Genomic DNA, 20675 nt, shown 5'->3' with positions numbered 1-20675 from the left:
CTTACAGATCGCTTACCACCGGGACGCGCGGCGCGTCCGAACCCGGTCACACGCCGTCGAGCAGGGCTTTCACGTTCTCGGCGGCATCGGTGTCCTCCAGCCGCTCGAACATGCCGAGCGCCTCGCGCCACACCTTCCCGGCCGCGTCGTCCGCGCCGGTGCCCCGGTAGGCGTGGCCGAGCGCGGTCAGGGCGGCGGCGAGGAACGCCTGCCAGCCCCGCGCCCGCCACAGCCGCACCGACTCCTCCAGCGCGTCCACGGCCTCCGCGGGGCGGCCCGCGGCCAGCTCCAGCTCGCCGAGCACCTTCAGCGCGTCGGCGAGATGGTGGTTCATCCTGTACCGGCGGCTGATGGAGATGACCGTGCCGATGGCGGGACGCACCCGGGGGTCGTCCGTCGCCGCGTACAGCTTCCCGAGGTACAGCAGCGAGAACGCCTCGGCGTAGCGGTCCTGGAGGGCGTGGCAGAGGTCCAGCGAGCGCACGAGCAGGTCGTGGCCCTCGCCGACCCGTCCGGTGAGGCACTGCGCGACGCCGAGGAACTGCATCGCGGTCGCCTCGACCCGGGGGTTGCCGAGCAGCCGGGCCAGCTCCAGGCTGCGGGTCAGCTCGGCGGCGGCGGCCTCCGCGTTGCGCTCGCCGTGGGCGAGGCCCATCAGATGGTGGGCGCGGGCCTCGCCGCCGAGGTGGTCGGTCTCGCGGGCCAGCTCCAGAGCCCGCCGCGCCGACTCCATCGCCCGCGCGGGCTCGCCCATGGCCGCGAGGCCCCAGCCGCGCATGACCAGCGCGTCCGACATCCCGCGCCGCTCCCCGGCCGCCTCGAACAGCCGGAGCAGCTCGCCCGCGCCCTCGTAGAGGTTGACCATCGCCTCGCCCGGACGGTCGGCCGCGAGCCACGTCGTCACCTCGATCAGCCCGCGCGCCAGCACCGCCTCGCCGAGGACGTTGCCCGCCGCGCGGCAGACCCGCGTCGCGCGCTCGTGCATCAGCCGCCAGCCCGACGCCATGCCCTTGATGTCGAGGTACTTCTCCTGGGACGCGGCGAGGTCCCAGGCCAGCTCGTCCAGGCCGAGGTCGCACGCCTGGAGCACCCCGGCCGACAACGCGTCCCGCTCGGCGTCGAACCAGGCCATCGGGTCGGCCAGCAGCCGCTCGGCGGCCGCGGCGGGCAGCGGCACCCGCGTCGCCGTCCCGTGGATCAGCGCGTAGCAGGGGCCGGGCACGCGCTCGGCGGCGCGCTCGGTCAGCCACAGCCAGCCCCCGAGCGCGCGCCGGACGGCCGCCGCGCGGGTCTCGCCGTCCTCCTCGCCCGCGGCCAGCTCGCGCGCGTAGAGCCGCACGAGGTCGTGGTAGCGGAAGCGCGGCGCGCCGGTCGCGTCGATGTCCGCGACCGTGAGCAGCTGCGCGTCGACCAGCGCCTCCAGATGGTCGCGGCCGGTCTCGAACGGCACCTCCAGCACCGCCGCCGCGACCCAGTCGGCGAAGTCGGGGGCGTCCAGCAGCGCCAGCAGCCGGAACAGCCGCCGCGTCGCGGCGGGCAGCCGCGCGTAGCTCAGCTCGAAGCACGCCCGCACCGCGAGGTCGCCGGTGCTCAGCTCGTCGAGCCTGCGGCGCTCGTCGCGCAGCGCGGAGGCGAGCTGCTCCAGCCGCCAGTGCCGCCGCCCCGACAGCCGCGCGCCCGCGATCCGCACGGCGAGCGGCGTGTAGGCGCACAGCCGCACGATCTCGGCGGCCGCCTCGGGCTCGGCGGCGAGCCGGGCGGGCCCGATGATCCGGCCGAGCAGCCGCACCGCCTGCTCGGAGGAGAAGGCGTCCAGGTCGGCGGACGCGGCGCCGTCCAGCCCCGTCAGCGGGACCCGGCTGGTCACGATGGCCGCCGAGCCGCTGGAGCTCGGCAGCAGCGGCCGCACGTCCCGCTCCGACAGCGCGTCGTCGAGCACGACCAGCACGCGGCGGCTCGCGAGCAGGCTGCGGTACAGCGCCTCGCGGTGCTCCTCGGACGGCGGGATGTCGCGCCCCGCCATGCCGAGCGCCCGCAGGAAGCCCTCCAGGACGCGGCCGACGCAGGCGTGCCCCCCGTCGGGCGTGCGCATCCTCGCGTACAGGGTGCCGTCGGGGAACGTCGCGGACTGCGCCTGCGCGACGTGCAGCGCGAGCGTCGACTTGCCGACCCCGCCCATCCCGGTGATGACCGTCACCGACGGCGTGCGGCGGCGGGCGAGCGCCTGCGACAGCGCCCGCACCTGCTCCTCGCGGCCGACGAAGTCGGGCACCGGCGGCGGCAGCTGCGCCGGGACCGGGACCGTGGGCGCGCGCTCGTCGTCGGCGGGCTCGCGCGGACGCGGCGCCTCGGCGGTCCGCCCGTCGCGGCTCAGCGCCGACAGGTACACCCGGTGGACGCGCTCGCCCGGCTCAACGCCCAGCTCCTCCACGACCCGGTCGCGGAAGACCCCGTAGCGGCTGAGCGCCTCGGCGGCCCGCCCGTCGTGGGTCAGCAGCTCCAGCAGCCGTCCGGCGAGGCCCTCGTGCAGGGGATACGCCTCGGCCAGCGCGGTGAGCCGTCCGATCGCGGTGCCGGGGCGCCCCGCCGCGAGCGCGAGCCCCGCCAGCTCCATCGCCGCCGACTGCACCTCGTCGTCCACCGACCGGAACAGCGGGTCGGCGAGGTCGGCGGCGGCGAGGTCGGCCAGCACGGGCCCGCGCCAGGGCGCGAGCGCCGACTCCAGCGACCGGAGCCGTTCGAGCACCTGCCGCGCCTTGGTCGCCCGCCGCACCGACGTCCGGAAGCGGCCGAGGTCGACCGAGCCCTCGGGCAGCCGCAGGTGGTAGCCGACGCCGTCGTTGGTCAGCGTCCAGGTGGACTCGGTGGACGGCCCGAACCGGCCGAGCCAGCGCCGCAGCCGGGAGACCGCCACCTGGACCGCTCCCGGGCCGACGCGCTCCGCGCGGTCGTCCCAGACCAGGTCCATCAGCCGGGCCGTGCTCAGCGGGCGGTCGCCGGCGATCAGCAGCGCGCCGAGGAGCCCCCGCAGGATCGGTGAGCGCGGCGGCGGCACGGGGGCGCCGCGCGCCTCGATGCGCAGCGGGCCGAGGACCTCGAAGCGAACGGCCCTCGTCGAGGTGTCGGGGGTCGTATCAGTGGTCGTGGCGGGGGGAGCTTCATCGGGTCTCACCTCTGGCATGCCAACCCGTGTCTTTACACACCGACGGCCGCGTTCCAGCGCTGTCGCGGATCCGTCCCTGTATAGCATGGCGCGATGTCCGATTTCGGGGTTGCGGCCACGGAGGAAACGACCTCATCGGCCGTCCGTTCCGACCGGAGCGGGGTTTTCGCGGTCTATGCGATCTATGCGGCGGAAGGACTGTCGTTCGCCGCGGTGACCTCCCGCGCCCCGGAGATACAGCTGGCGCACGGGCTGAGCGACGACGCCATCAACCTCCTCGTGGCGTGCGTCCCGGCGACGGCCATCGCCGGGGGCCTGCTCGCCGCGCGGGTGGCGGCGCGCTTCGGCCCCGGCCCGCTGCTGCGGTGCGCGCAGGTGCTGTTCCACGCGTCCGTACTGGCGGTCGGAGTGGTCCGCGGCGTCCCCGCGCTGGTCGTGACGCTGGTCGCGCTCGCGCTGTCGGTGGGGGCGCTGGACGCGGCGATGAACGCGCAGGCCGTCGCCGTCCAGGCGCGCGCCGGGCGCAGCGTGGTCAACGGCTTCTTCGCGGTGTGGAGCGCGATGGGCATCGCCGGATCGCTGTGGATCTCGCTCGCCAACGGCACCGGCGTCTCCCTGTCCGCCGGGTTCGCGCCGCCCGCCGCGCTCGGCCTGCTGGTGGCGCTCGCCACCGTCCGGTTCCGGCTTCCCGCCGAGGACGGCGCGGCCGCGCCCGGCCTGGAGGAGCCCGCCTGCCAGGCCGTGCCCTGGCGCCCGCTCCTGGTGATCGGGGGCGTGCTGGCCTGCGCGTACGTGGCCGAGGGCGCGGTCATGGGGTTCGCCGTGAAGTACGTCCAGGGGGATCTGCGCGGCTCGGCCGCCGTCGCGCCGCTGGCGATCGCGGCGTTCGCGCTGACCACCGTGCTCGGCCGGTCGCTGGCCGACCGCGCGATCGGCCGCTGGGGCGCGCCGAGGCTGGTGCGGGCGGGCGCGCTCGTCACGACCGCGGGCCTGCTCGCCGTCGCCGCCGCCCCCGGCCCGGCGGTCGCCATCGGCGGGTTCGCGCTGGCCGGACTCGGCCTCTGCTCGATGGCGCCGAGCGCCTACGCCGCCGCCGGACGGCACGACCCCGGCGGCCGGGGCGTCGCCGTGGCCCGCGTCGGCATCTTCAACTACATCGGGTTCGTGTGCGGCACCGCGATGGTCGCGGCCGTGCATCCGCTGTCGGGCTACCGCGCCGGATACGCGGTCGCCGCGGTGGCCCTCGTCGTGGTGGCGGCCCTCGCCGGACGCCTCGCCTCCGGCCCGCTCCAGCGGCACCGGCGGTTGGCGACGTCCTGATCCCGTGGCCATCACCGCCGCCTTTCCACTTGTCGCACGCCTATGGTTCCGCCGAAGAACAAGGGAAGCACGCGGAGAAACGCTCGCGCTATATTGGTGCTATATTCACTGGTGGTCAGCGGTGCTTCCCGGGTGCGGGCGGCGGGCCTTCTGAATGGCCCTTATATAGCCTTACCGAAGTGAATTCAATACTCCGCTGGAACGATTCTCGGGTACCACCTGGGTCGTATCGAATCGTGTTTGTCGGCCGTGGTGACGAGGAAATCAGTAGCCGCGGGGTGGATGCCGGGGACGGCGCGGATACCTAGCGTGTCGGGGGAGCAGCCATCTCTCGCCGAAGGAGCCACCGTGACCAGCGCGTATGCCAGCCCGCCCGGCGGATACCCCCCCGCCGCCGCGCCGCCCGCGCCGCCGGCCGTGGTCGCGACCGAGGTGTCGAAGGTGTACGGCTCGGGCGACGCGGCCGTCCACGCGTTGCGCGGGGTCAGCGTCGGGTTCGCCCGGGGCGTGTTCACCGCGATCATGGGCCCGTCGGGGTCGGGCAAGTCCACGCTGATGCACTGCCTGGCGGGGCTCGACACCGTCAGCGGGGGCCAGGTCCGGCTCGGCGACTCCGAGATCACCCGGATGAGCGACAAGCAGCTCACGCTGCTGCGCCGCAACCGGATCGGCTTCATCTTCCAGGCGTTCAACCTGCTGCCGACGCTGACCGCCGAGCAGAACATCAAGCTCCCGCTGGAGCTCGCGGGGCGCGCGCTCGACCAGCGCTGGTTCGACCAGGTCGTCGAGGTCGTCGGGCTGCGCGACCGGCTGAACCACCGGCCGAGCGAGCTGTCGGGCGGCCAGCAGCAGCGGGTGGCGTGCGCCCGCGCCCTCGTCGCCCGGCCCGAGGTCATCTTCGCCGACGAGCCGACCGGCAACCTCGACTCCCGCGCGGGGGCGGAGGTGCTGGGCTTCCTGCGCGGGTCCGTCCGGGAGATGGGGCAGACGATCGTGATGGTCACGCACGACCCGGTCGCCGCGTCCTACGCCGACCGCGTGGTGTTCCTGCGCGACGGGATGGTCGTCACCGAGCTGACCCGGCCGACCCCCGACGCCGTCCTCGACACGCTCAAGCGCCTGGGGGCCTGAGCCGATGCTGAAGACGGTGCTCGCGGGCCTGCTCGCCCACAAGCTTCGCCTCGTGCTGACCGGGGTGGCGATCACGCTCGGCGTGGGGTTCATCTCCGGGACGTTCGTGCTGACCGACACGGTGGAGAAGGGCATCGACGCGCAGTTCGCCGCGTCCGCCGACCGGGTGGACGTCGCGGTGCTGCCGAAGAAGCCGGGGCCCGAGCTGCCCGCCGCGCTGCTCGCGAGGGTCCGCGCGGTGCCCGGCGTCACCGAGGCGCACGCGATGGTGCAGGGCGAGGCCGCGCTGGTCGGCGCCGACGGCAAGGTCGTCGGCGACAGCCCCACCGCGGGGCTGTCGGTGTCGGACGGCACGCTCCAGCGCTATGAGATCAAGCAGGGCCGGGCGCCGCGCGGGCCGTCCGAGGCCGTCGTGGACGACGGGACGGCCGCCTCGCAGAAGTTCAGGCTCGGCCAGAGCATCACCATCCTGGACAGGCGGGAGCGCCCGCACCGGTTCACGATGGTCGGGGTCGTCGACTTCGGCGTCGCCTCCGGCACCGCGATGAACGGCGCGGTCGGCTTCGACACCCCGACCGCGCTGCGCATGACCGGGATGCGGACGCTCAAGGAGATCGACGTCCTCGGCGGGGACAAGGCGGCGGTCGCGGGCGCGGTCGGCGGCTCCTTCGACGTGCTGACCGGCAAGGAGCTGGGCGACCGGCTCGTCGCCGAGGTCGGCGGCGACACCGAGATCATCCGGATCGGGCTGCTGATCTTCGGGTTGATCTCGATGCTGGTGTCCGCGCTCGTCATCTACAACACGTTCTCGATCCTGATCGCCCAGCGGACGCGGGAGATGGCGCTGCTGCGCTGCGTCGGCGCCAGCCGCAAGCAGGTGTTCGGCGGCGTCGTCGCCGAGTCGGCGGCGGTGGGCCTCGCCGGGTCGGTGTTCGGCGTGGTCGCGGGGCTCGGCCTCGGGCACGGCTCGATCGCGCTGTTCAACGCGATGGGCGCCGAGATCGCCACCGCCGGGTTCGGGCTGTCGCCGCGCACCGTCGTGATCGGCCTGCTGGTCGGCGTGCTCGTGACCGTCGTGTCGGCGCTGCTGCCCGCCCGCGCCGCGACCCGGGTCGCGCCGATCGCCGCGCTGCGCACCGACCACGAGCCGGGCGGCGGGCGGTTCCGGCTCGCCTGGCCGCGCGCCACCGCGGCGGGCGTGCTCGGGGTGTCGGGCCTCGCCCTCGGCGTGCACGGCTCGCTGATCATGAAGAAGGGCGGGTCGGCGATCTCGATGGTCGGCATCGCCGGGCTGCTGGTCTTCCTCGCGATCATCGCGATGATGCCCGCGTTCGTCCGGCCGCTGGGCTGGCTGGTGGGCGCGATCCCGGCGCGGATCGGCGGCGTCCCCGGACGGCTCGCGGTCGAGAACGCGCGCCGCTCGCCGCGCCGCACCGCCACCACGACGATCGCGCTGACGATCGGCATCGGGCTGATGAGCCTGTTCGCGGTGATCGCCTCCAGCGCCAAGGCCAGCACGTCCGCGCAGCTCGACAAGGAGTTCCCCGTCGACTTCCAGTTGGAGGCGCAGTTCTCCGACGGCGAGACGCCCCGCACGATCCCGCACGAGCTGGCCGCCGCGCTGCGCGGCGTGCCGCAGGTGGGCGAGGTCGGCGAGATGCGCGTGCGGCGGAGCGAGGTGGACGGCAGGCCCGAGGAGGTCGGCACGCTCAACACCGGGGCGCTCGGCACGATCATCAAGCTCGACTTCTCCAAGGGCGCGCTCGCCGACCTGAAGCCGGGGACGGTCGCGGTGAACAGCGACGTCGCCAAGTCGCGCGGCTTCGGTCCGGGCGCCACCATCAAGATCAAGACGCGGCGCGGGGTGGTCCCCGCGAAGGTGACCGGCGTCTTCGGCGGCGACGCCCCGGCGCCCTCGATCCTGATGACCGAGCCTGACTTCGGCCGGCAGTTCGGCGCCGTGGACCCGACGGAGATCTACGTCAACGCCAAGGAGGGGGTGCCGGCGGCCGACGCCCGCTCGGCGGTCGAGCAGGCGGCCAAGCCCTACGCCACCGTGAAGGTGCGCTCGGTCGTGGAGGTCAAGAAGGAGCTGACGAAGATCATCGACATGGTTCTGATGATCTTCGCGGGGATGCTCGGCCTGGCGATCATCATCGCGCTGTTCGGGATCGCCAACACGCTGACGCTCTCGGTCGTGGAGCGGACCCGCGAGTCCGCGCTGCTGCGCGCCCTCGGCATCACCAAGCGCCAGCTCCGCCGGATGCTGTCGGTCGAGGCGCTGGTCATGGGCGTGATCGGCGCGCTCACCGGGGTCGGTTTCGGCATGACGCTCGGCTGGGCCGCGACCAACGCGATGGCCAAGAGCGCCATCTTCGCCGTCCCGGTCCTCCAGATCATCGGGTTCGTCGTGCTGGCGGGCGCGGCCGGGATGCTGGCCGCCGTCCTCCCGGCGCGCCGCGCGTCCAAGGCGTCGATCGTGGAGTCGCTGGCCTCGGAGTGAGCACACGGTGATGCACGCCAACGCCCCGCCGCGGACGCGGCGGGGCGTTCGCGCGCGTCAGCGGGGGTCGTACTCGGCGCTGAGCCGCGGGTCGGCGCTCGACCGCCCGATCAGCACGGTGTGCGGGCCGGGCCGTGTGCGCCAGCCGGGCAGTCCGGTGTCGTAGTCCTGGAACGTCCGCCGGTCCAGCGGCACCTCGACCGTGACCCGCTCCCCGGCACCGGCGCGGACGGTGGCGAACCCGGCGAGCCGGGGCCCCTCCGCGTACACCTGGACGACCTCCAGCGCGTCCCGCTCGGCGGTGTTGCGCACGGTCACGGAGACGGTGTCGCCCTCGACGGCGGCGGACTCGTACTCCCACCGCCCGTACCCGAGGCCGTGCCCGAACGGGAACGCGACGCCGTCCTCGGCGTACGCGCGGTACCCGACGGCCTCCTCGTCGTAGCGCAGGACGCCCTCGACCGGCGCCACGTCGAAGATCGGGACGCCCGCCTCGGACGCGGGCAGCGTGGTCGGCAGCCGCCCGGCGGGCTCCCGGGCGCCCACGAGCACGTCCGCGATCGCGTCGCCGCCCTCCTGCCCCGGGAACCACGACCACAGGACCGCCGCGACCTCGTCGCGCCACGGCAGCAGCATCGGGCCGCTGGCGTTGACGACGACGACCGTCCTCGGGTTGGCCGCGGCGACCCGCCTGACCAGCTCGTCCTGGCGGCCCTGGAGCGCGAGGCCGGTCCGGTCGCGGCCCTCGGCCTCGCCCTCGTCGTCGGTCCCGACCATGACGACCGCCACGTCCGACCGCCGGGCCGCCTCCACCGCCGCCTCGATCTCCGCGTCCTCGTCCGGCCTCGGCGCGCCGTACCCGAGCCCGAACGCGGCGATGCCGAGCTGGACGAACAGCTCGTCGCGGGTGTGCCGCATCTCGATCGCGACCGGCACGCCCGCCGTCAGCTCGACCGCCACGCGGTGCTCGGGCGGGCGCGTCATCGTGTCGAGGTAGTCGCCCGCGGGCTTCAGCGTGAACGTCTCGGAGGTGTCGCCGACCGTCAGCGTGTAGACCCCGACGCCGCAGACCGAGAACAGGTGCGTCCCGGTCTCGGCCGGTGTCAGCACGCCCCGCGCCCTGATCCCGGTCGTCTCCGCCGTCAGCGTCCCCGCGTAGACGAGCCGCGCCGACCTGCGGTTCTCCGAGCCGACCAGCCCGCCGCCGGAGTCGAGGTAGTCGAGCCGCAGCCCCGGCTCCCCGGTCTCGGGGTCGCGGCACTCCTCGGCCGGGAGCGCCGCCAGCAGCCGCCGCGGCCGGCACCCCTGGTGCAGGCTGATCCCGGTGCCCGGCCCGAGCGCGCGCCGCAGCCCGTCGTAGGGCTCCACGACGTGCTCGGGATGGATGAGCGAGCTGCCGCGCCCCTGCGCCGTGAGCGACACGGCGTTGGGGCCGATGAGCGCGACCGAGCCCGGGGCCGCCAGCGGCAGCACGCCGTCGTTGGTCAGCAGGACGCACGCCCGCGCGGCCAGCGCCCGCAGCCGGTCCCGGTAGTCGGCGGGAAGGGGCGCGGGGGCGGGCTCCGGGCCGTCCTTCAACGCGCCGACGCGCCCGGCCAGCCGCAGCAGCCGCGTGACCTTCTCGTCCACCAGCGACTCGGGGACGTCTCCGGCGCGCACCGCCGCCACCAGCTTGGGGCCCCACTTGTTGTTCGGCCCCGGCATGATCAGATCGAGCCCGGCGTTGGCGCTCGCCTCGGTGGTGCGGGTCGCCGTCCAGTCGGAGACCACGACGCCGTCGAAGCCCCACTCGTCCTTCAGCACGCCGCCGAGCAGCCGCTCGTTCTCGGTCATCATCGTGCCGTTGACCCGGTTGTACGCGGCCATGATCATCCAGGCGCCCGCCTCGACCACCGCCTCGAACGGGCGCAGGTACACCTCGCGCAGCAGCCGCTCACCGATCCGGACGTCGTACCTGAGCCGCTCGGTCTCGGAGTCGTTGCACACGAAGTGCTTGACGGCGGCGGCGACGCCCGCCGACTGGATCCCGGTGACGAACCCGGCCGCCATCCGCGCGGTGAGCAGCGGATCCTCGGAGAAGCTCTCGAAGTTGCGGCCGCCGACCGGCGACCGGTGCAGGTTCAGGACGGGGGCGAGCAGCACGTGCGCGCCCTTGGCCCGCGCCTGCGCGCCCATCAGCCGTCCGGCGAGGCCCGTCAGCGCCGGGTCCCAGGTGGCGCTCAGCGCGGTCGGGTTGGGGAACAGCAGGCTCGGGTCCCGCTCGTCATAGGTCGTGCCGAACACCCCGGCGGGGCCGTCGCACATGACGACCGTCTCCAGCCCGGCCTCCGGGACGGCGGGCAGCCGCCAGTAGTCGATCCCGGTGAGGGCCTCGACCTTGCGTTCCAGCGGGAGCCCGGCGACGCGCGCCCGCAGCTCCGTCTCGTCGTTCCACATGTGGGGGTTCTCCCGTGTTCGTGATCGTGCGCTACCTGGTCCGCTCGCCGGCCGCCGCGATGGGCCTCCCCCCGCGCCGGCGGACCGCCTCGTGGACGACCGAGTTCCGGGCGTGGTCGCCCGTCCAGAGGAAGGCCCGCAGTCGCTCCGCGTGGGCGCCGTCGACGCACCGCAGCGGGCGCACGAGGACGAACTCGCCGCCGTCCTCGACATAGGTCAGGTCGCCGAGCATGAGCCGGTCGTGGCCCTTGAGCGCGTACCACCTCAGCTGCTCGTAGACCTTCTCCATGTCGACGTCCTCGGCCTTGGAGAGGCGGTCCGAGGCGGCCATCGACCGGTACCAGCCCACCGTCATCTCGGCCCACGACCGCCGCAGCCTGTCCTGGTTCTCGCCGGAGAACACCGTCTCCAGGACGGCCTTCGCGTCGTCCTCCGTCGCGACGGCGCCCAGCGGGAGGTAGTCGGCGACGGCGGTCGTGTGCCGCCGCGACCCGGGGTTCAGCCGCATCACGGCCGTGTGCTCGGACGCGACCGTGAAGTCCTCGCCGCGATCGGCGAGCCGCAGCCACAGGTCCCAGTCCTCCATGCCCCTGACCCCCGTGGACCACCCGCCCGCGGCCTCGACCAGCCCGCGCACATGCCCGACCCGCGACGGCTCGTACAGCGGCCAGACGAGCTGGAGGTCGGGGTGCCACACCCGGTTGAGCAGGTCGGACCGGGCCACCTCCGCGCCGTCCCCGTCCACCGCGACGCTCCCCATCACCACCAGCCGCGCGCCCGCCTCCAGATGCCGGAGCAGGCCCTCCAGATGGCCGGGAAGCCACCGGTCGTCACTGTCGAGGTAGGCGACGTAGGGCGCGTCGGACACCGCGAGCCCGATGTTCCTCGGCCCTCCCGGCGCCCCGTGGTGCTCGGTCCGGACGAGCCGCACGCGCGGATCGGAGTAGGAGCGGACGACCTCGTCGGTGTCGTCGGTGGACCCGTCGGAGACGACGATCAGCCGCCAGTCGCCGACCGTCTGCGCGAGCACGCTGTCCACCGTCTCGCGAATGGCGCCCGACCTGTTGTAGGCGGGGCAGATCACATCGACCCGCGCCGGAGGAGCCTCTTCACCCATCATTCACAGCACGCTGGCATCGCCCTCTATACACCGCCTATGAAGGACCGGGCATGGCGGGCCGTGTCCGGGGGGCAGCGGCGTGGCATTCCCGAAATGTCCCGGAAAGGCCGGGTCGCTTCCTGGGGTTCCGCCGGGCGGCGGGCCCCGCGCGGCGTCTCCAGGAACACCGGCGACGGCCGTTCTCGGCCTTGGTCATCACCTCGTCCAGAAGCCGGCGCGCCAGGATCGCGCACCGGGTCGAACCCGACGATGGCGAAGCGGTCCTCGGTATCGCGGCTTATCGGTCCCGTCCATGTGCATGGACTGAATGGGTAGAAAACGCCCAAGTATGATCACCTTGCGAGGAGGCTGGACGGCGGCGAGACGGCGCCGGGCGGCCGGTCGTGGCCGTGGGGCTGCCCCGGTTCGGGCGGCCCTTTAGGGTGGGGTGATCGCTCAGGGTGGCTGGCGGTTCGTTCGGGCAGGGGTGGTGGGATGTATCCGGTTCCTCAAGGCGGAGTCGAACCCGTTCTGCTGCAGATCGGCGACATGGCCCTGACGAGCACGCACGTCCTTCTCCCGTACGGCCGGTACCCGCTGCACGGCGCCACCTGGACCGTCCAGGACTCCACCCAGGTCACCGACGGAATTCCGGTCGTGGCCATCGTGCTGACCATCATCTTCGTCTGGTTCTGCCTGCTGGGCCTCCTTTTCCTGCTGATGAAGGAACGCCGTTACGTCGGTTTCGTCTCGGTGTCGGTGACCGGCCCCGGCTTCCACCACACCGCGCAGTTCCCGGCGGGGCCGCAGTCGGGCGCGTGGGCCGCGAACGCGGTGGCGCAGGCGCGCGCCATCACCGCCGCCGCGCCGCCCTACATGTAGCGGTCCGCCGCGCCGCGCCCTTCGACGCCAAGCGAACACCGCCTGAAAAACCAGGGCGCGTTCGAAGGGCTGCGCAAGGTGGCCGCTGGTCTATTTTGACGGGGCTCATGCATACCAGCAAAGGAGCTGTGCATGCCTCCCCGACGCGCCATTGCCCTGATGGGCGCCGCGCTGGCCCTGCTCGGCGGGATCGCCGTTCCCGCCGCCGCCGACGGCCCCCGCCCGCAGGCGCCCATCATCGGCGGCGACTTCGTCACCGACGCCCCCTGGGCCGCCGCGATCTATGTGCGCGGCAACTTCACCTGCTCGGGCACCATCATCGCGCCGACCTGGGTCCTGACCGCGGCCCACTGCGTCGGCTCCGGACTCACGGTCAACGTCGGCAGCGTCTACCGGTCGCGCGCCACCACGGTCAACGTCAGCGACTACCAGGTGGCGCCGAAGGGCGACCTCGCGCTCGTGCACCTGGCCGCCGCCCACCAGACCGCCTACTCCCCACTCGCCGACGCCGATCCGCCGGTCGGCTCGACCAACCAGATCTGCGGCTGGGGCCGGACCAGCACCAACGGCCCCTTCCCCGACCAGCTCAAATGCGCCGACGTGAAGGTCACCTCCACCACCTGCTACGACCACCGCTACGGCCCGGCGATCTGCACCAGCAAGATCACCGGCAACGCCTGGAGCGGTGACTCGGGCGGGCCGCAGCGCTACGAGGGCAAGCAGGTCGCGGTCGCCTCCACCGCCGACGGGCGGTCGGAGCAGACCTATGGGAGCGTGGCCCCGAGCCGGGCCTGGATCCGCGCCACGGCCGGTGTCTGACCCCCGGCCCCTGAGGACGCCCGGCCGGATCCCCCTCCCGGCCGGGCGTCCGCCCTTTTCGCGGCGATGGGCGGAAAGCGCGTCGCCCTTCTGCGATGATCTTCCGGTGGAGGTGGATCCCATTGTCCGATGGCTCTGAAGTGAACTCGCGGATCGACACGAACGTGCCGCATTCGGCCCGGGTCTGGGACTACTGGCTGGGCGGCAAGGAGAACTATCCGGTGGACCGCGAGGCCGGTGAGGCCGTCCTGCGGCATCTGCCCGGCATCGCCCTGTCGGCCCGGCAGGACCGCGCCTTTCTCGGCCGGGCCGTGCGTTTCGTGGCGGGGAACGGGATACGCCAGTTCCTCGACCTCGGGACGGGGCTGCCGACCGTCGACAACACCCATGAGGTCGCGCAGCGCGCCCGGCCCGAGTCGCGGATCGTCTACGTCGACAACGACCCCCTGGTGCTGCTGCACGCGCGGGCGCTGCTGACCAGCACGAAGGAGGGGGCCTGCGACTACATCCAAGCCGACATCCGCGACACCCGCGCGGTCCTGGACGGCGCCGCCGCCACCCTGGACCTCGACCGCCCGGTCGCGCTGATGATGCTCGGGGTGCTCAACCACATCCTCGACGACGACGAGGCCCACGGCCTCGTCGCGGACCTGCTGCGCGGCCTGGCTCCCGGCAGCTACCTGGTGATCTCCCACACCTGCGACGCCACCACCGAGGAACTGGACGGCGAGGCGATGCGGCGCGCGGTCCGGGAGGTGATGGAGCGCGGCGGCACGCCCATCCGCGCCCGCTCCCCGAAGGAGATCGAGGCCCTGTTCGGCGCGGCCCGGCTGCTGCCGCCCGGCGTGGTGTCGTGCTCGCGCTGGCATCCCGACCCGTCCCCGTGGCCCGAGCCCGAGGTCCCGCACTTCAGCGGGGTCGCCGCCCTGTAGTCCTTCAGCCCTTCGCCGGGGCGATCCCGCGCAGGCCGACGACGCGGGACAGCAGCCGGTCACGGGTCCGCAGCGGCAGCCGGGCGACCAGGCCGAGCAGCCGCGTGTCGGGGCCGACGGTGTAGCGGGCCCTCGGCCTGGACGCGGTCAGCGCCCGCACCACCGCCCGGGCGACGATCGAGGGCGGCGCCGGCTTGCCCGCGCCCATCGCGGCGGTCACCGCGGCGAGCTGCTCCCGGTACATCGCGACCTGCTCGGGCGGCAGGGCGGCGACCGTCCGCGCGGTGGACGCGGCGGACTTGGCGAAGATCGGCGTGTCCAGCAGGCCGGGCTCGACCACCACCACGTGGATGCCCCAGTGCGCCAGCTCCAGGCGCAGCGCGTCCGACATCGAGGCGAGCGCGGCCTTGCTCGCCGAGACCGGGCCGAAGAACGGGCCCGCGACCCGCGCGGTGGCCGCGCTGACGTTGACGACCCGCCCCCGCCCCGACCGCAGCATCGGCAGGAACGCCCGGGTGACGGCGGCCGGGCCGAACACGTTGACCTCGAACTGCCGGCGCAGCTCCTCGGCCGGGACGAGTTCGAGGGGCCCCTGGACGATGATCCCGGCGTTGTTGATCACCGCGTGGAGGCCCCCGTCCGCCGCGCCGCGCACCTCGCGTACCGCGTCCGCGATGCTCCCGGGATCGGTGACGTCCAGCGGGAGCACGCGCACGCCCGGGATCTCGGCGAGGCCGCCGGCCTCGCTCCGCGTCCCCGCGAAGACCTGGAAGCCGTGCTCGGCCAGCGCCCGCGCGGTGGCGCGGCCCACCCCGCCGTTCGCCCCGGTCAGCAGGACCGCGCGGGCGTCGTCCGTGTTCGGCATGCGACCACCTCAGCTGATTCAAGGAACATGTTGGTTGTTACATGTCATCGTTTATCGGTGTGTCGCGATGTGTCAAGATGTTCGCGACGGGGGCCGGATCTCATCGCGGGGAGTGTGCGGATGTCGCTGCGCCACGGCCTTCTCGGCCTGCTCGCCGAGGGGCCCGCGAGCGGCTACGACCTGGCGCGCCGCTTCTCCGAGGCCCTCGGGCTGGTGTGGCCCGCCCGCCATCCGCAGATCTACCTGGAGCTGAACCGGCTGGAGTCCGCGGGCCTCATCGAGGTCGACAGCCACGGCCCGCGCGGGCGCAAGGCGTACCGGATCACGGGCGAGGGCCGCGCCGAGGTCCGCCGCTGGTTGACGGAGGTGGACGTCGATCACACCTTCCGCATGGAGACCCTGTTCCGCTCCTATTTCTTCTGGCTGATGGACGCCGACGACCTCGCCGCGCACCTGGCGTCCGAGGAGGAGTTCTACGGCGAGCTGGCCCACCGGCTGCGCGGCTACGCCGAGGGCAAGGACCGCGGCGAATGGGGCACCGGCCGCCAGGCGCGCGCGATGCGCATCGCGCTGGAGGCGGGCATCCGCGTCAACGAGGCCCTCGCGGACTGGGCGCGGTGGGCCCGGGAGACCGACCCGATGACCGCCGAGGACTTCGGTGTTCCCAAGCCCGCCGACGGCGAATAGGGCGCCGGCGGGGAGGTCAGTGGCGGCCGGCGACGCGGAAGCGCCATACGGCCGTCGGCGCGCAGACGGCGATGATGCCGACCGACCACAGGATCGTCGCCATGACCGGGTGTTGCAGCGGCAGCGCGGTGTGCGTCCGGTCCATTCCCGGGTTGCCCCAGAGCTGGCGGCACGCGGCCGTGACCGCGCTGACGGGGTTCCAGTCGGCGATGACGCGCAGCCAGGCCGGCATGCCGTCGGTCGGCACGAAGGTGTTGGCGATCATGCTGATCGGGAACAGCAGCGGGACGGCGTGGTCGGCGCCCGCCTCGTCCTTGAACGACAGGCCGACGGCCACCCCGATCCAGCCGGTGGCGTAGCGGAACAGGCACAGCAGGCCGAACGCGGCGAGCAGCAGCCACACGCCGCGGTGCGCCCGCCAGCCGACGGCGAGCGCGCACAGCGCCGCGCCGAGGAAGTTGACCAGGCCGGTGAACAGGGAGGCGGTGGTGTGCCCGACCGGGACGGCCGAGCGGGCCATGGGCATCGCGCGGAAGCGGTCCATGACCCCCCGGGCCAGGTCGCCCGCCACGGTGGTGATGGTGACGCCGATGCCGCTGACGGCCTGCATGGCGAACACGCCCGGCAGCAGGTACTCGCGGTAGTCGCCGCCGCCGGGGACCTCGATCGCGCCGCCGAACACGTACCCGAACAGCAGGACGATGATCGCGGGCAGCGCCAGCTCGCCGACCAGCCCGGCGGGCCTGCGCAGCAGGTGCTCGATCTGGCGGCGCGCGATGACGCCGCCGTCGACGAGGATGCGGACCGGGTGCGTCCCCGGTGACGCCGCGGCGGGCGGCGGTGCGTCGAGGGCCCTCATGCCGCCTGCCCGGTGGCGCGTCCGGTGAGCCGGAGGAACACGTCGTCCAGGCTCGGCCGGCGGACGTTCAGGTGCGCGATCACCACGCCCGCGGCGTCGAGTTCGCGTACGAGGCGGGCCACCTCTCCGGGCGCGCCGCCCATCCCGGTGTCCACCGTGCGCGACCCGGGGCGGAGCACGGGCTCGATCCCGGTCGCGGCCCGGAGCACGCGGGCGGCGGGCGCCATGTCGTCCACCGCGGGCACGGTGATCTCCAGGCGCTCGCTGCCGGTCATCGCCTTCAGTTCCCGGGGGGCGCCGCGCGCGACGACGCGGCCGGAGTCGATCACCGCGACCGCGTCGGCGAGCCGGTCGGCCTCCTCCAGGTACTGCGTGGTCAGCACGACCGTCGTCCCCGTGGCGACGAGGTCGCGGACGGCCGTCCACACCTCGGCGCGCCCGCGCGGGTCGAGGCCGGTGGTCGGCTCGTCCAGGAAGAGCACCGACGGCGACACCACCAGGCTCGCGGCGAGGTCGAGCCTGCGCCGCATGCCGCCGGAGTAGGTCGCCACGATCCGGTCGGCCGCCGGGATCAGCTCGAAGCGCTCCAGCAGCTCGTCGGCCCGGCGGCGGGCGGCGCGCGGCGAGAGCCGGTAGAGGCGGGCGAACATGCGCAGGTTTCCGCGTCCGGTGAGCTGCTCGTCCACGGCCGCGTACTGGCCCGCGAGGCCGAAGCGGAACCGGGCCCGCTCGGCGTCGGCGACCACGTCGATCCCGTCGACGAACGCGCGGCCCGCGTCCGGGAGCAGCAGCGTCGTGAGCACGCGGACCAGGGTCGTCTTGCCCGCGCCGTTCGGGCCGAGGACGCCGAACACGCCGCCCGCCGGTACCCGGAGATCCACGCCGCGCAGGGCGCGCGTGGCGCCGAACCGTTTCGCCATGCCCTCGACGAGCACAGCGGTCTCATGTCCCATGGGCCGTCCCCAGTAGTCTGACCTCGTACGACGTACTTCGTCCGTACGATCTACGCCTAGCGTACGGTGTACATCTGACGTACAGCGTACATTCGGCGGGTCGTGCCTTCAATGGGGAACCGGGGATGGCTGGTCGCGACGTGAGACAACCCGAGGGCGGGAACGGCGGCTACCTGTGGGACGAGGAGCCGCCCCCGCCGGGCCCGCGCCCGCTGCTGAGCCGCCGGAAGGTGGTCGAGGCCGCGATCGCCAAGGCGGACGCCGAGGGGGTCGACGCGGTGTCCATGCGCCGCCTCGCCACCGGCCTCGGCGTCGGCACGATGACGCTCTACCGCTACGTCCCGAGCAAGGACGACCTGCTCGTGCTGATGAACGACGCGGTGCTGGGCGAGGAGGAGCTGCCGGAGAGCCCGTCCGAGGACTGGCGCGCCGACCTCATGCGGGTCATGCGCCTCCAGCGGAGCGTGGCGCGGCGCCACCCGTGGTGGGTCGAGACGGCCGTGGGCCGCCCGCCGATCGGCCCGAACGCGCTGCGGATCAACGAGTTCGCGCTCGGCGCGCTCGTCCGCTTCGACCTCGACATCACGGTCATGCAGGCGCTGGTCGCGCTGCTGAAGTCCTACGTGCTCGGCGCGGTCACCGCCCGGCTCGCCGAGGAGGGCGTCGCGGCGGACACAGCGGGCGCGGGGGACGCGCTGGTGCCGTGGGCGCGGCGCCTGGTCGCCGAGGGCCGCCATCCGCTGACCGTCCGGTACATGGCCGAGGCCGAGACCTGGGACGACGACCGCACGTTCCAGTTCGGCGCCGACCGCGTGCTCGACGGCATCTCCGCCATGCTGCCCGGCGCCTGACTACGACGTCCAAACAGATTGACGGTCATCAAGCGTCAAATTAATCTGACGGCATGACCGAGGAGAAGGACGCGGCCACCGGCCTGCGGGCCGTGGTCGCGCTGCGCCGCCTCGCCGAACGCCTCGAAGCCGTCCATGTGGCCGACGCCCGCGCGCAGGGCTGGTCGTGGGAGCAGATCGGCGACGCCCTGGGGCTGTCCAAGCAGGCGGTCCACACCAAGCACGGGAGGTGAGGCGGTGATGTTCGGTGGTTTCCCGAAGGAGATCCGCGAGGTGGTGGCCGCCGCGGTGGAGGAGGCTCGGCGCCGCGGCGACCGCCGGGCCGGTACCGAGCACCTGCTGCTCGCCCTGCTCCGCGACCCCGGCGCGCCCGCCGCCGAGGCGCTGGGCGTCGACCTCGACGGCGCGCGCGACGCCCTGGACCGGATGGACCGCCGCGCGCTTGAGGCCACCGGCGTCCGGCTCGGGGAGCCGCCCCCGCCGCTGCCCTCCACCGGCGAGCAGCTCCCGCTCACGGCCGCCGCCAAGGCCGCGATGAGCCGCTGCCTCAAGGAGGCGTTCCGGAGCAGGCAGCCCCAGCTCGAACCCCGGCACCTGCTGCTGGCCCTGCTCGGCGCCCGCTCCCGCGACCCCGTCCTGGACCTGCTCACCGAACTCGGCGTCGACCGCGACGCGCTGCGCCGGAGGATCCGCGCGGACCTTCCCCGGCACGACCGAGCAGCGCGGACGCGGTGAGGGCGCTCGCCGCCAGCAGGCAGGCGGCGATGATCAGGCTGGCTCGCATCCCCACCGCGAAGCCCCGCGCGAGCAGCGCGCCGAAGAGGGCGATGCCGAGCGCCCCGCCCGTCTGCCGGACGGTGTTGAGCAGCGCCGCCGCCACGCCCGCCCGCTCGGCCGGTACGCCGTCGAGCATCAGCGTCGTCAGCGCGGGCATGGCCAGCGCGCCCCCGACGCCCAGCGGGACGGTCGGCACGACGATCGCCCACGCGGGCGTGCCGGTGCCGACGGCGGCGAGCCCGCCGGTGCCGAGCGCGCTGAGCACCAGCCCGGCGACGATCACCGTCCGGGCCCCGAGCCGCGCCACCAGCGGTGGCGACAGGTGGTTGAAGGCGGCCGTGACCAGCGCCATCGGCGCGAACATCAGCCCCGCCGCGAACGCCGACCACCCCCGCTGCTCCTGGAAGAACAGGCTCAGCACGAACACCCCGCCGTAGAAGGCGGCGTTCAGCGCGAAGCCCGCGAGGACGGGCACGCCGACGGCGCGGTCCCGGAACATGGCGAGCGGCAGCATCGGCGCCCGCCGCCGCGCCTGGACGGTCACGAACGCGGCCCCGGCCGCCGCCGCGAGCCCCGCCGCGACCGGCACGGCGCCGGTGAGCCCGCGGTGCCCGCCCTCGATCACCGCGTAGGTCAGCGACGCCAGCGCGACCACCGCCGTGAGCTGCCCCGGCAGGTCGAGCGCGGCGGGACGGCGCGGGGAGCGCGCCGCCCGCCGGAGGACCAGCAGCCCGGCCAGCCCGGCGGGGACGTTGAGCAGGAACACGGCACGCCAGCTCCACTGCGTGGTGAACAGCCCGCCGAGGACGGGTCCGGCGGCGATGGCGACGGCGCCGCCGAGCGTCCACAGCGCGATGCCGCGCGCCCGCTCGCCCGGGTCGGCGAACGACTGCCGGATCAGCGCCAGCGACGCCGGGACCATCACCGCCGCCGCGCCGCCCTGCGCGGCGCGGGCGGCCGTCAGCGTCGCGAGCGTCGGCGCCGCGCCGCAGGCCAGCGAGGCGAGGGTGAAGGCGGCGAGGCCGCAGGCGTAGGCGCGGCGCGCGCCGACCGCGTCCGAGAGCGTCCCGGCGGACAGCATCAGCGCCGCGACCATCAGCGTGTACCCGTCGGCCACCCACTGGAGGCCGGACAGCGAGCCGCCGAGGTCGCGGCCGATCGCGGGCAGCGCGATCGTGACGCCGGAGACGTCGAGCGTGATCACGAAGAAGCCGAGGACGGCCGCGACCAGGGCCGCGGTGGGGGAGACCGGGCGTTCCGGCCCGCCGCGCGCCGTCCGCTCGGGCAGGGTCTCCGTCCGTCCCATCGTGTCTCCCCCTCGGCTCGCAGGTCGCAGGCGGCAGCCTGCCCGGCGGGGGCGGCCGGTGGGAGACCGGGACATCAGGGGCACCACCGTTC

Annotated in this window: 17 protein-coding genes; 10 read left to right on the top strand and 7 right to left on the bottom strand. The window is 74.1% G+C overall.

The annotated features are described in order from the left end of the window. Positions 1-46: 46 nt before the first annotated feature. On the bottom strand, positions 47-3172 hold the full coding sequence (locus KLI87_RS14585; RefSeq protein WP_214617343.1) for a BTAD domain-containing putative transcriptional regulator: 3126 nt from the start codon (positions 3170-3172) through the stop codon (positions 47-49). Between the two features lie 204 nt (positions 3173-3376). On the opposite strand from KLI87_RS14585, the gene KLI87_RS40040 reads away from it, so the two are divergent. From KLI87_RS40040 to KLI87_RS14570, 3 genes are all read left to right on the top strand, one after another. Beyond that, positions 3377-4483: an MFS transporter gene (locus KLI87_RS40040; RefSeq protein WP_214617342.1), complete on the top strand. Its 1107-nt coding sequence runs from the start codon at positions 3377-3379 to the stop codon at positions 4481-4483. Between the two features lie 348 nt (positions 4484-4831). Further along, positions 4832-5614: an ABC transporter ATP-binding protein gene (locus tag KLI87_RS14575; protein WP_308166005.1), complete on the top strand. Its 783-nt coding sequence runs from the start codon at positions 4832-4834 to the stop codon at positions 5612-5614. Between the two features lie 4 nt (positions 5615-5618). Further along, positions 5619-8117: an ABC transporter permease gene (locus KLI87_RS14570; RefSeq protein WP_214617340.1), complete on the top strand. Its 2499-nt coding sequence runs from the start codon at positions 5619-5621 to the stop codon at positions 8115-8117. Positions 8118-8174: 57 nt separating this feature from the next. Here KLI87_RS14570 and KLI87_RS14565 read toward each other — a convergent pair whose 3' ends face one another. Continuing rightward, on the bottom strand, positions 8175-10553 hold the full coding sequence (locus KLI87_RS14565) for a glycoside hydrolase family 3 protein (RefSeq protein WP_214617338.1): 2379 nt from the start codon (positions 10551-10553) through the stop codon (positions 8175-8177). A gap of 31 nt (positions 10554-10584) precedes the next feature. Continuing rightward, positions 10585-11673 (bottom strand): glycosyltransferase family 2 protein, encoded by a 1089-nt coding sequence (locus KLI87_RS14560; RefSeq protein ID WP_214617336.1) that lies wholly within the window; start codon positions 11671-11673, stop codon positions 10585-10587. A gap of 528 nt (positions 11674-12201) precedes the next feature. Between KLI87_RS14560 and KLI87_RS14555 the strand changes: the two genes are divergently transcribed. The 3 genes from KLI87_RS14555 (at position 12202) to KLI87_RS14545 (ending at position 14285) form a co-directional block, all read left to right on the top strand. After that, positions 12202-12534, top strand: coding sequence for a hypothetical protein (locus tag KLI87_RS14555; RefSeq protein WP_214617334.1), 333 nt, complete (start codon positions 12202-12204; stop codon positions 12532-12534). 132 nt (positions 12535-12666) lie between these two features. Further along, a complete protein-coding gene (locus KLI87_RS14550) occupies positions 12667-13353 on the top strand; it encodes a DUF1986 domain-containing protein (RefSeq protein ID WP_156215899.1) in 687 nt (228 codons plus the stop codon). A gap of 122 nt (positions 13354-13475) precedes the next feature. Further along, complete coding sequence (locus tag KLI87_RS14545; RefSeq protein WP_246249558.1) at positions 13476-14285, top strand: SAM-dependent methyltransferase; 810 nt, start codon at positions 13476-13478, stop codon at positions 14283-14285. Between the two features lie 4 nt (positions 14286-14289). On the opposite strand, the gene KLI87_RS14540 is transcribed toward KLI87_RS14545, so the two are convergent. Continuing rightward, a complete protein-coding gene (locus tag KLI87_RS14540) occupies positions 14290-15150 on the bottom strand; it encodes an SDR family oxidoreductase (RefSeq protein ID WP_156215901.1) in 861 nt (286 codons plus the stop codon). Positions 15151-15270: 120 nt separating this feature from the next. Here KLI87_RS14540 and KLI87_RS14535 point away from each other — a divergent pair, with 120 nt between their 5' ends. Continuing rightward, positions 15271-15837, top strand: coding sequence for a PadR family transcriptional regulator (locus KLI87_RS14535; RefSeq protein ID WP_214617333.1), 567 nt, complete (start codon positions 15271-15273; stop codon positions 15835-15837). A 16-nt stretch (positions 15838-15853) separates the two neighbouring features. On the opposite strand, the gene KLI87_RS14530 is transcribed toward KLI87_RS14535, so the two are convergent. Next, complete coding sequence (locus KLI87_RS14530) at positions 15854-16696, bottom strand: ABC transporter permease (protein WP_156215903.1); 843 nt, start codon at positions 16694-16696, stop codon at positions 15854-15856. After that, on the bottom strand, positions 16693-17649 hold the full coding sequence (locus KLI87_RS14525; protein WP_214617331.1) for an ATP-binding cassette domain-containing protein: 957 nt from the start codon (positions 17647-17649) through the stop codon (positions 16693-16695). Before KLI87_RS14525 ends, KLI87_RS14530 begins: the two co-directional genes overlap by 4 nt. 140 nt (positions 17650-17789) lie before the next feature. Between KLI87_RS14525 and KLI87_RS14520 the strand changes: the two genes are divergently transcribed. From KLI87_RS14520 to KLI87_RS14510, 3 genes are read left to right on the top strand one after another with little or no spacing between them, the layout of a single operon-like run. Continuing rightward, positions 17790-18500, top strand: coding sequence for a TetR/AcrR family transcriptional regulator (locus KLI87_RS14520; RefSeq protein ID WP_214617329.1), 711 nt, complete (start codon positions 17790-17792; stop codon positions 18498-18500). Positions 18501-18553: 53 nt separating this feature from the next. Further along, complete coding sequence (locus KLI87_RS14515; protein WP_214617327.1) at positions 18554-18733, top strand: hypothetical protein; 180 nt, start codon at positions 18554-18556, stop codon at positions 18731-18733. A gap of 7 nt (positions 18734-18740) precedes the next feature. After that, positions 18741-19235 carry a Clp protease N-terminal domain-containing protein gene (locus KLI87_RS14510; RefSeq protein WP_156215907.1) on the top strand — a complete coding sequence of 165 codons (495 nt, stop codon included), beginning with the start codon at positions 18741-18743 and terminating at the stop codon, positions 19233-19235. On the opposite strand, the gene KLI87_RS14505 is transcribed toward KLI87_RS14510, so the two are convergent. Further along, positions 19147-20583 carry an MFS transporter gene (locus KLI87_RS14505; protein WP_250903767.1) on the bottom strand — a complete coding sequence of 479 codons (1437 nt, stop codon included), beginning with the start codon at positions 20581-20583 and terminating at the stop codon, positions 19147-19149. The genes KLI87_RS14510 and KLI87_RS14505 overlap by 89 nt on opposite strands. Between the last annotated feature and the right edge of the window lie 92 nt (positions 20584-20675).

Source organism: Actinomadura sp. NEAU-AAG7 (genome assembly GCF_018603865.1).
Lineage (GTDB): Bacteria > Actinomycetota > Actinomycetes > Streptosporangiales > Streptosporangiaceae > Spirillospora > Spirillospora litoris.
This window is presented reverse-complemented; position numbering and strand designations above follow the sequence as displayed.

Coding starts and splice junctions, on each gene's coding strand:
- KLI87_RS14560 (WP_214617336.1), bottom strand. CDS start 11,673: ATGATGGGTGAAGAGGCTCCTCCGGCGCGGGTCGATGTGATCTGCCCC.
- KLI87_RS14565 (WP_214617338.1), bottom strand. CDS start 10,553: ATGTGGAACGACGAGACGGAGCTGCGGGCGCGCGTCGCCGGGCTCCCG.
- KLI87_RS14530 (WP_156215903.1), bottom strand. CDS start 16,696: ATGAGGGCCCTCGACGCACCGCCGCCCGCCGCGGCGTCACCGGGGACG.
- KLI87_RS14570 (WP_214617340.1), top strand. CDS start 5,619: ATGCTGAAGACGGTGCTCGCGGGCCTGCTCGCCCACAAGCTTCGCCTC.
- KLI87_RS14510 (WP_156215907.1), top strand. CDS start 18,741: ATGTTCGGTGGTTTCCCGAAGGAGATCCGCGAGGTGGTGGCCGCCGCG.
- KLI87_RS14535 (WP_214617333.1), top strand. CDS start 15,271: ATGTCGCTGCGCCACGGCCTTCTCGGCCTGCTCGCCGAGGGGCCCGCG.
- KLI87_RS14550 (WP_156215899.1), top strand. CDS start 12,667: ATGCCTCCCCGACGCGCCATTGCCCTGATGGGCGCCGCGCTGGCCCTG.
- KLI87_RS14540 (WP_156215901.1), bottom strand. CDS start 15,150: ATGCCGAACACGGACGACGCCCGCGCGGTCCTGCTGACCGGGGCGAAC.
- KLI87_RS14555 (WP_214617334.1), top strand. CDS start 12,202: ATGGCCCTGACGAGCACGCACGTCCTTCTCCCGTACGGCCGGTACCCG.
- KLI87_RS14525 (WP_214617331.1), bottom strand. CDS start 17,649: ATGGGACATGAGACCGCTGTGCTCGTCGAGGGCATGGCGAAACGGTTC.
- KLI87_RS14505 (WP_250903767.1), bottom strand. CDS start 20,583: ATGGGACGGACGGAGACCCTGCCCGAGCGGACGGCGCGCGGCGGGCCG.
- KLI87_RS14515 (WP_214617327.1), top strand. CDS start 18,554: ATGACCGAGGAGAAGGACGCGGCCACCGGCCTGCGGGCCGTGGTCGCG.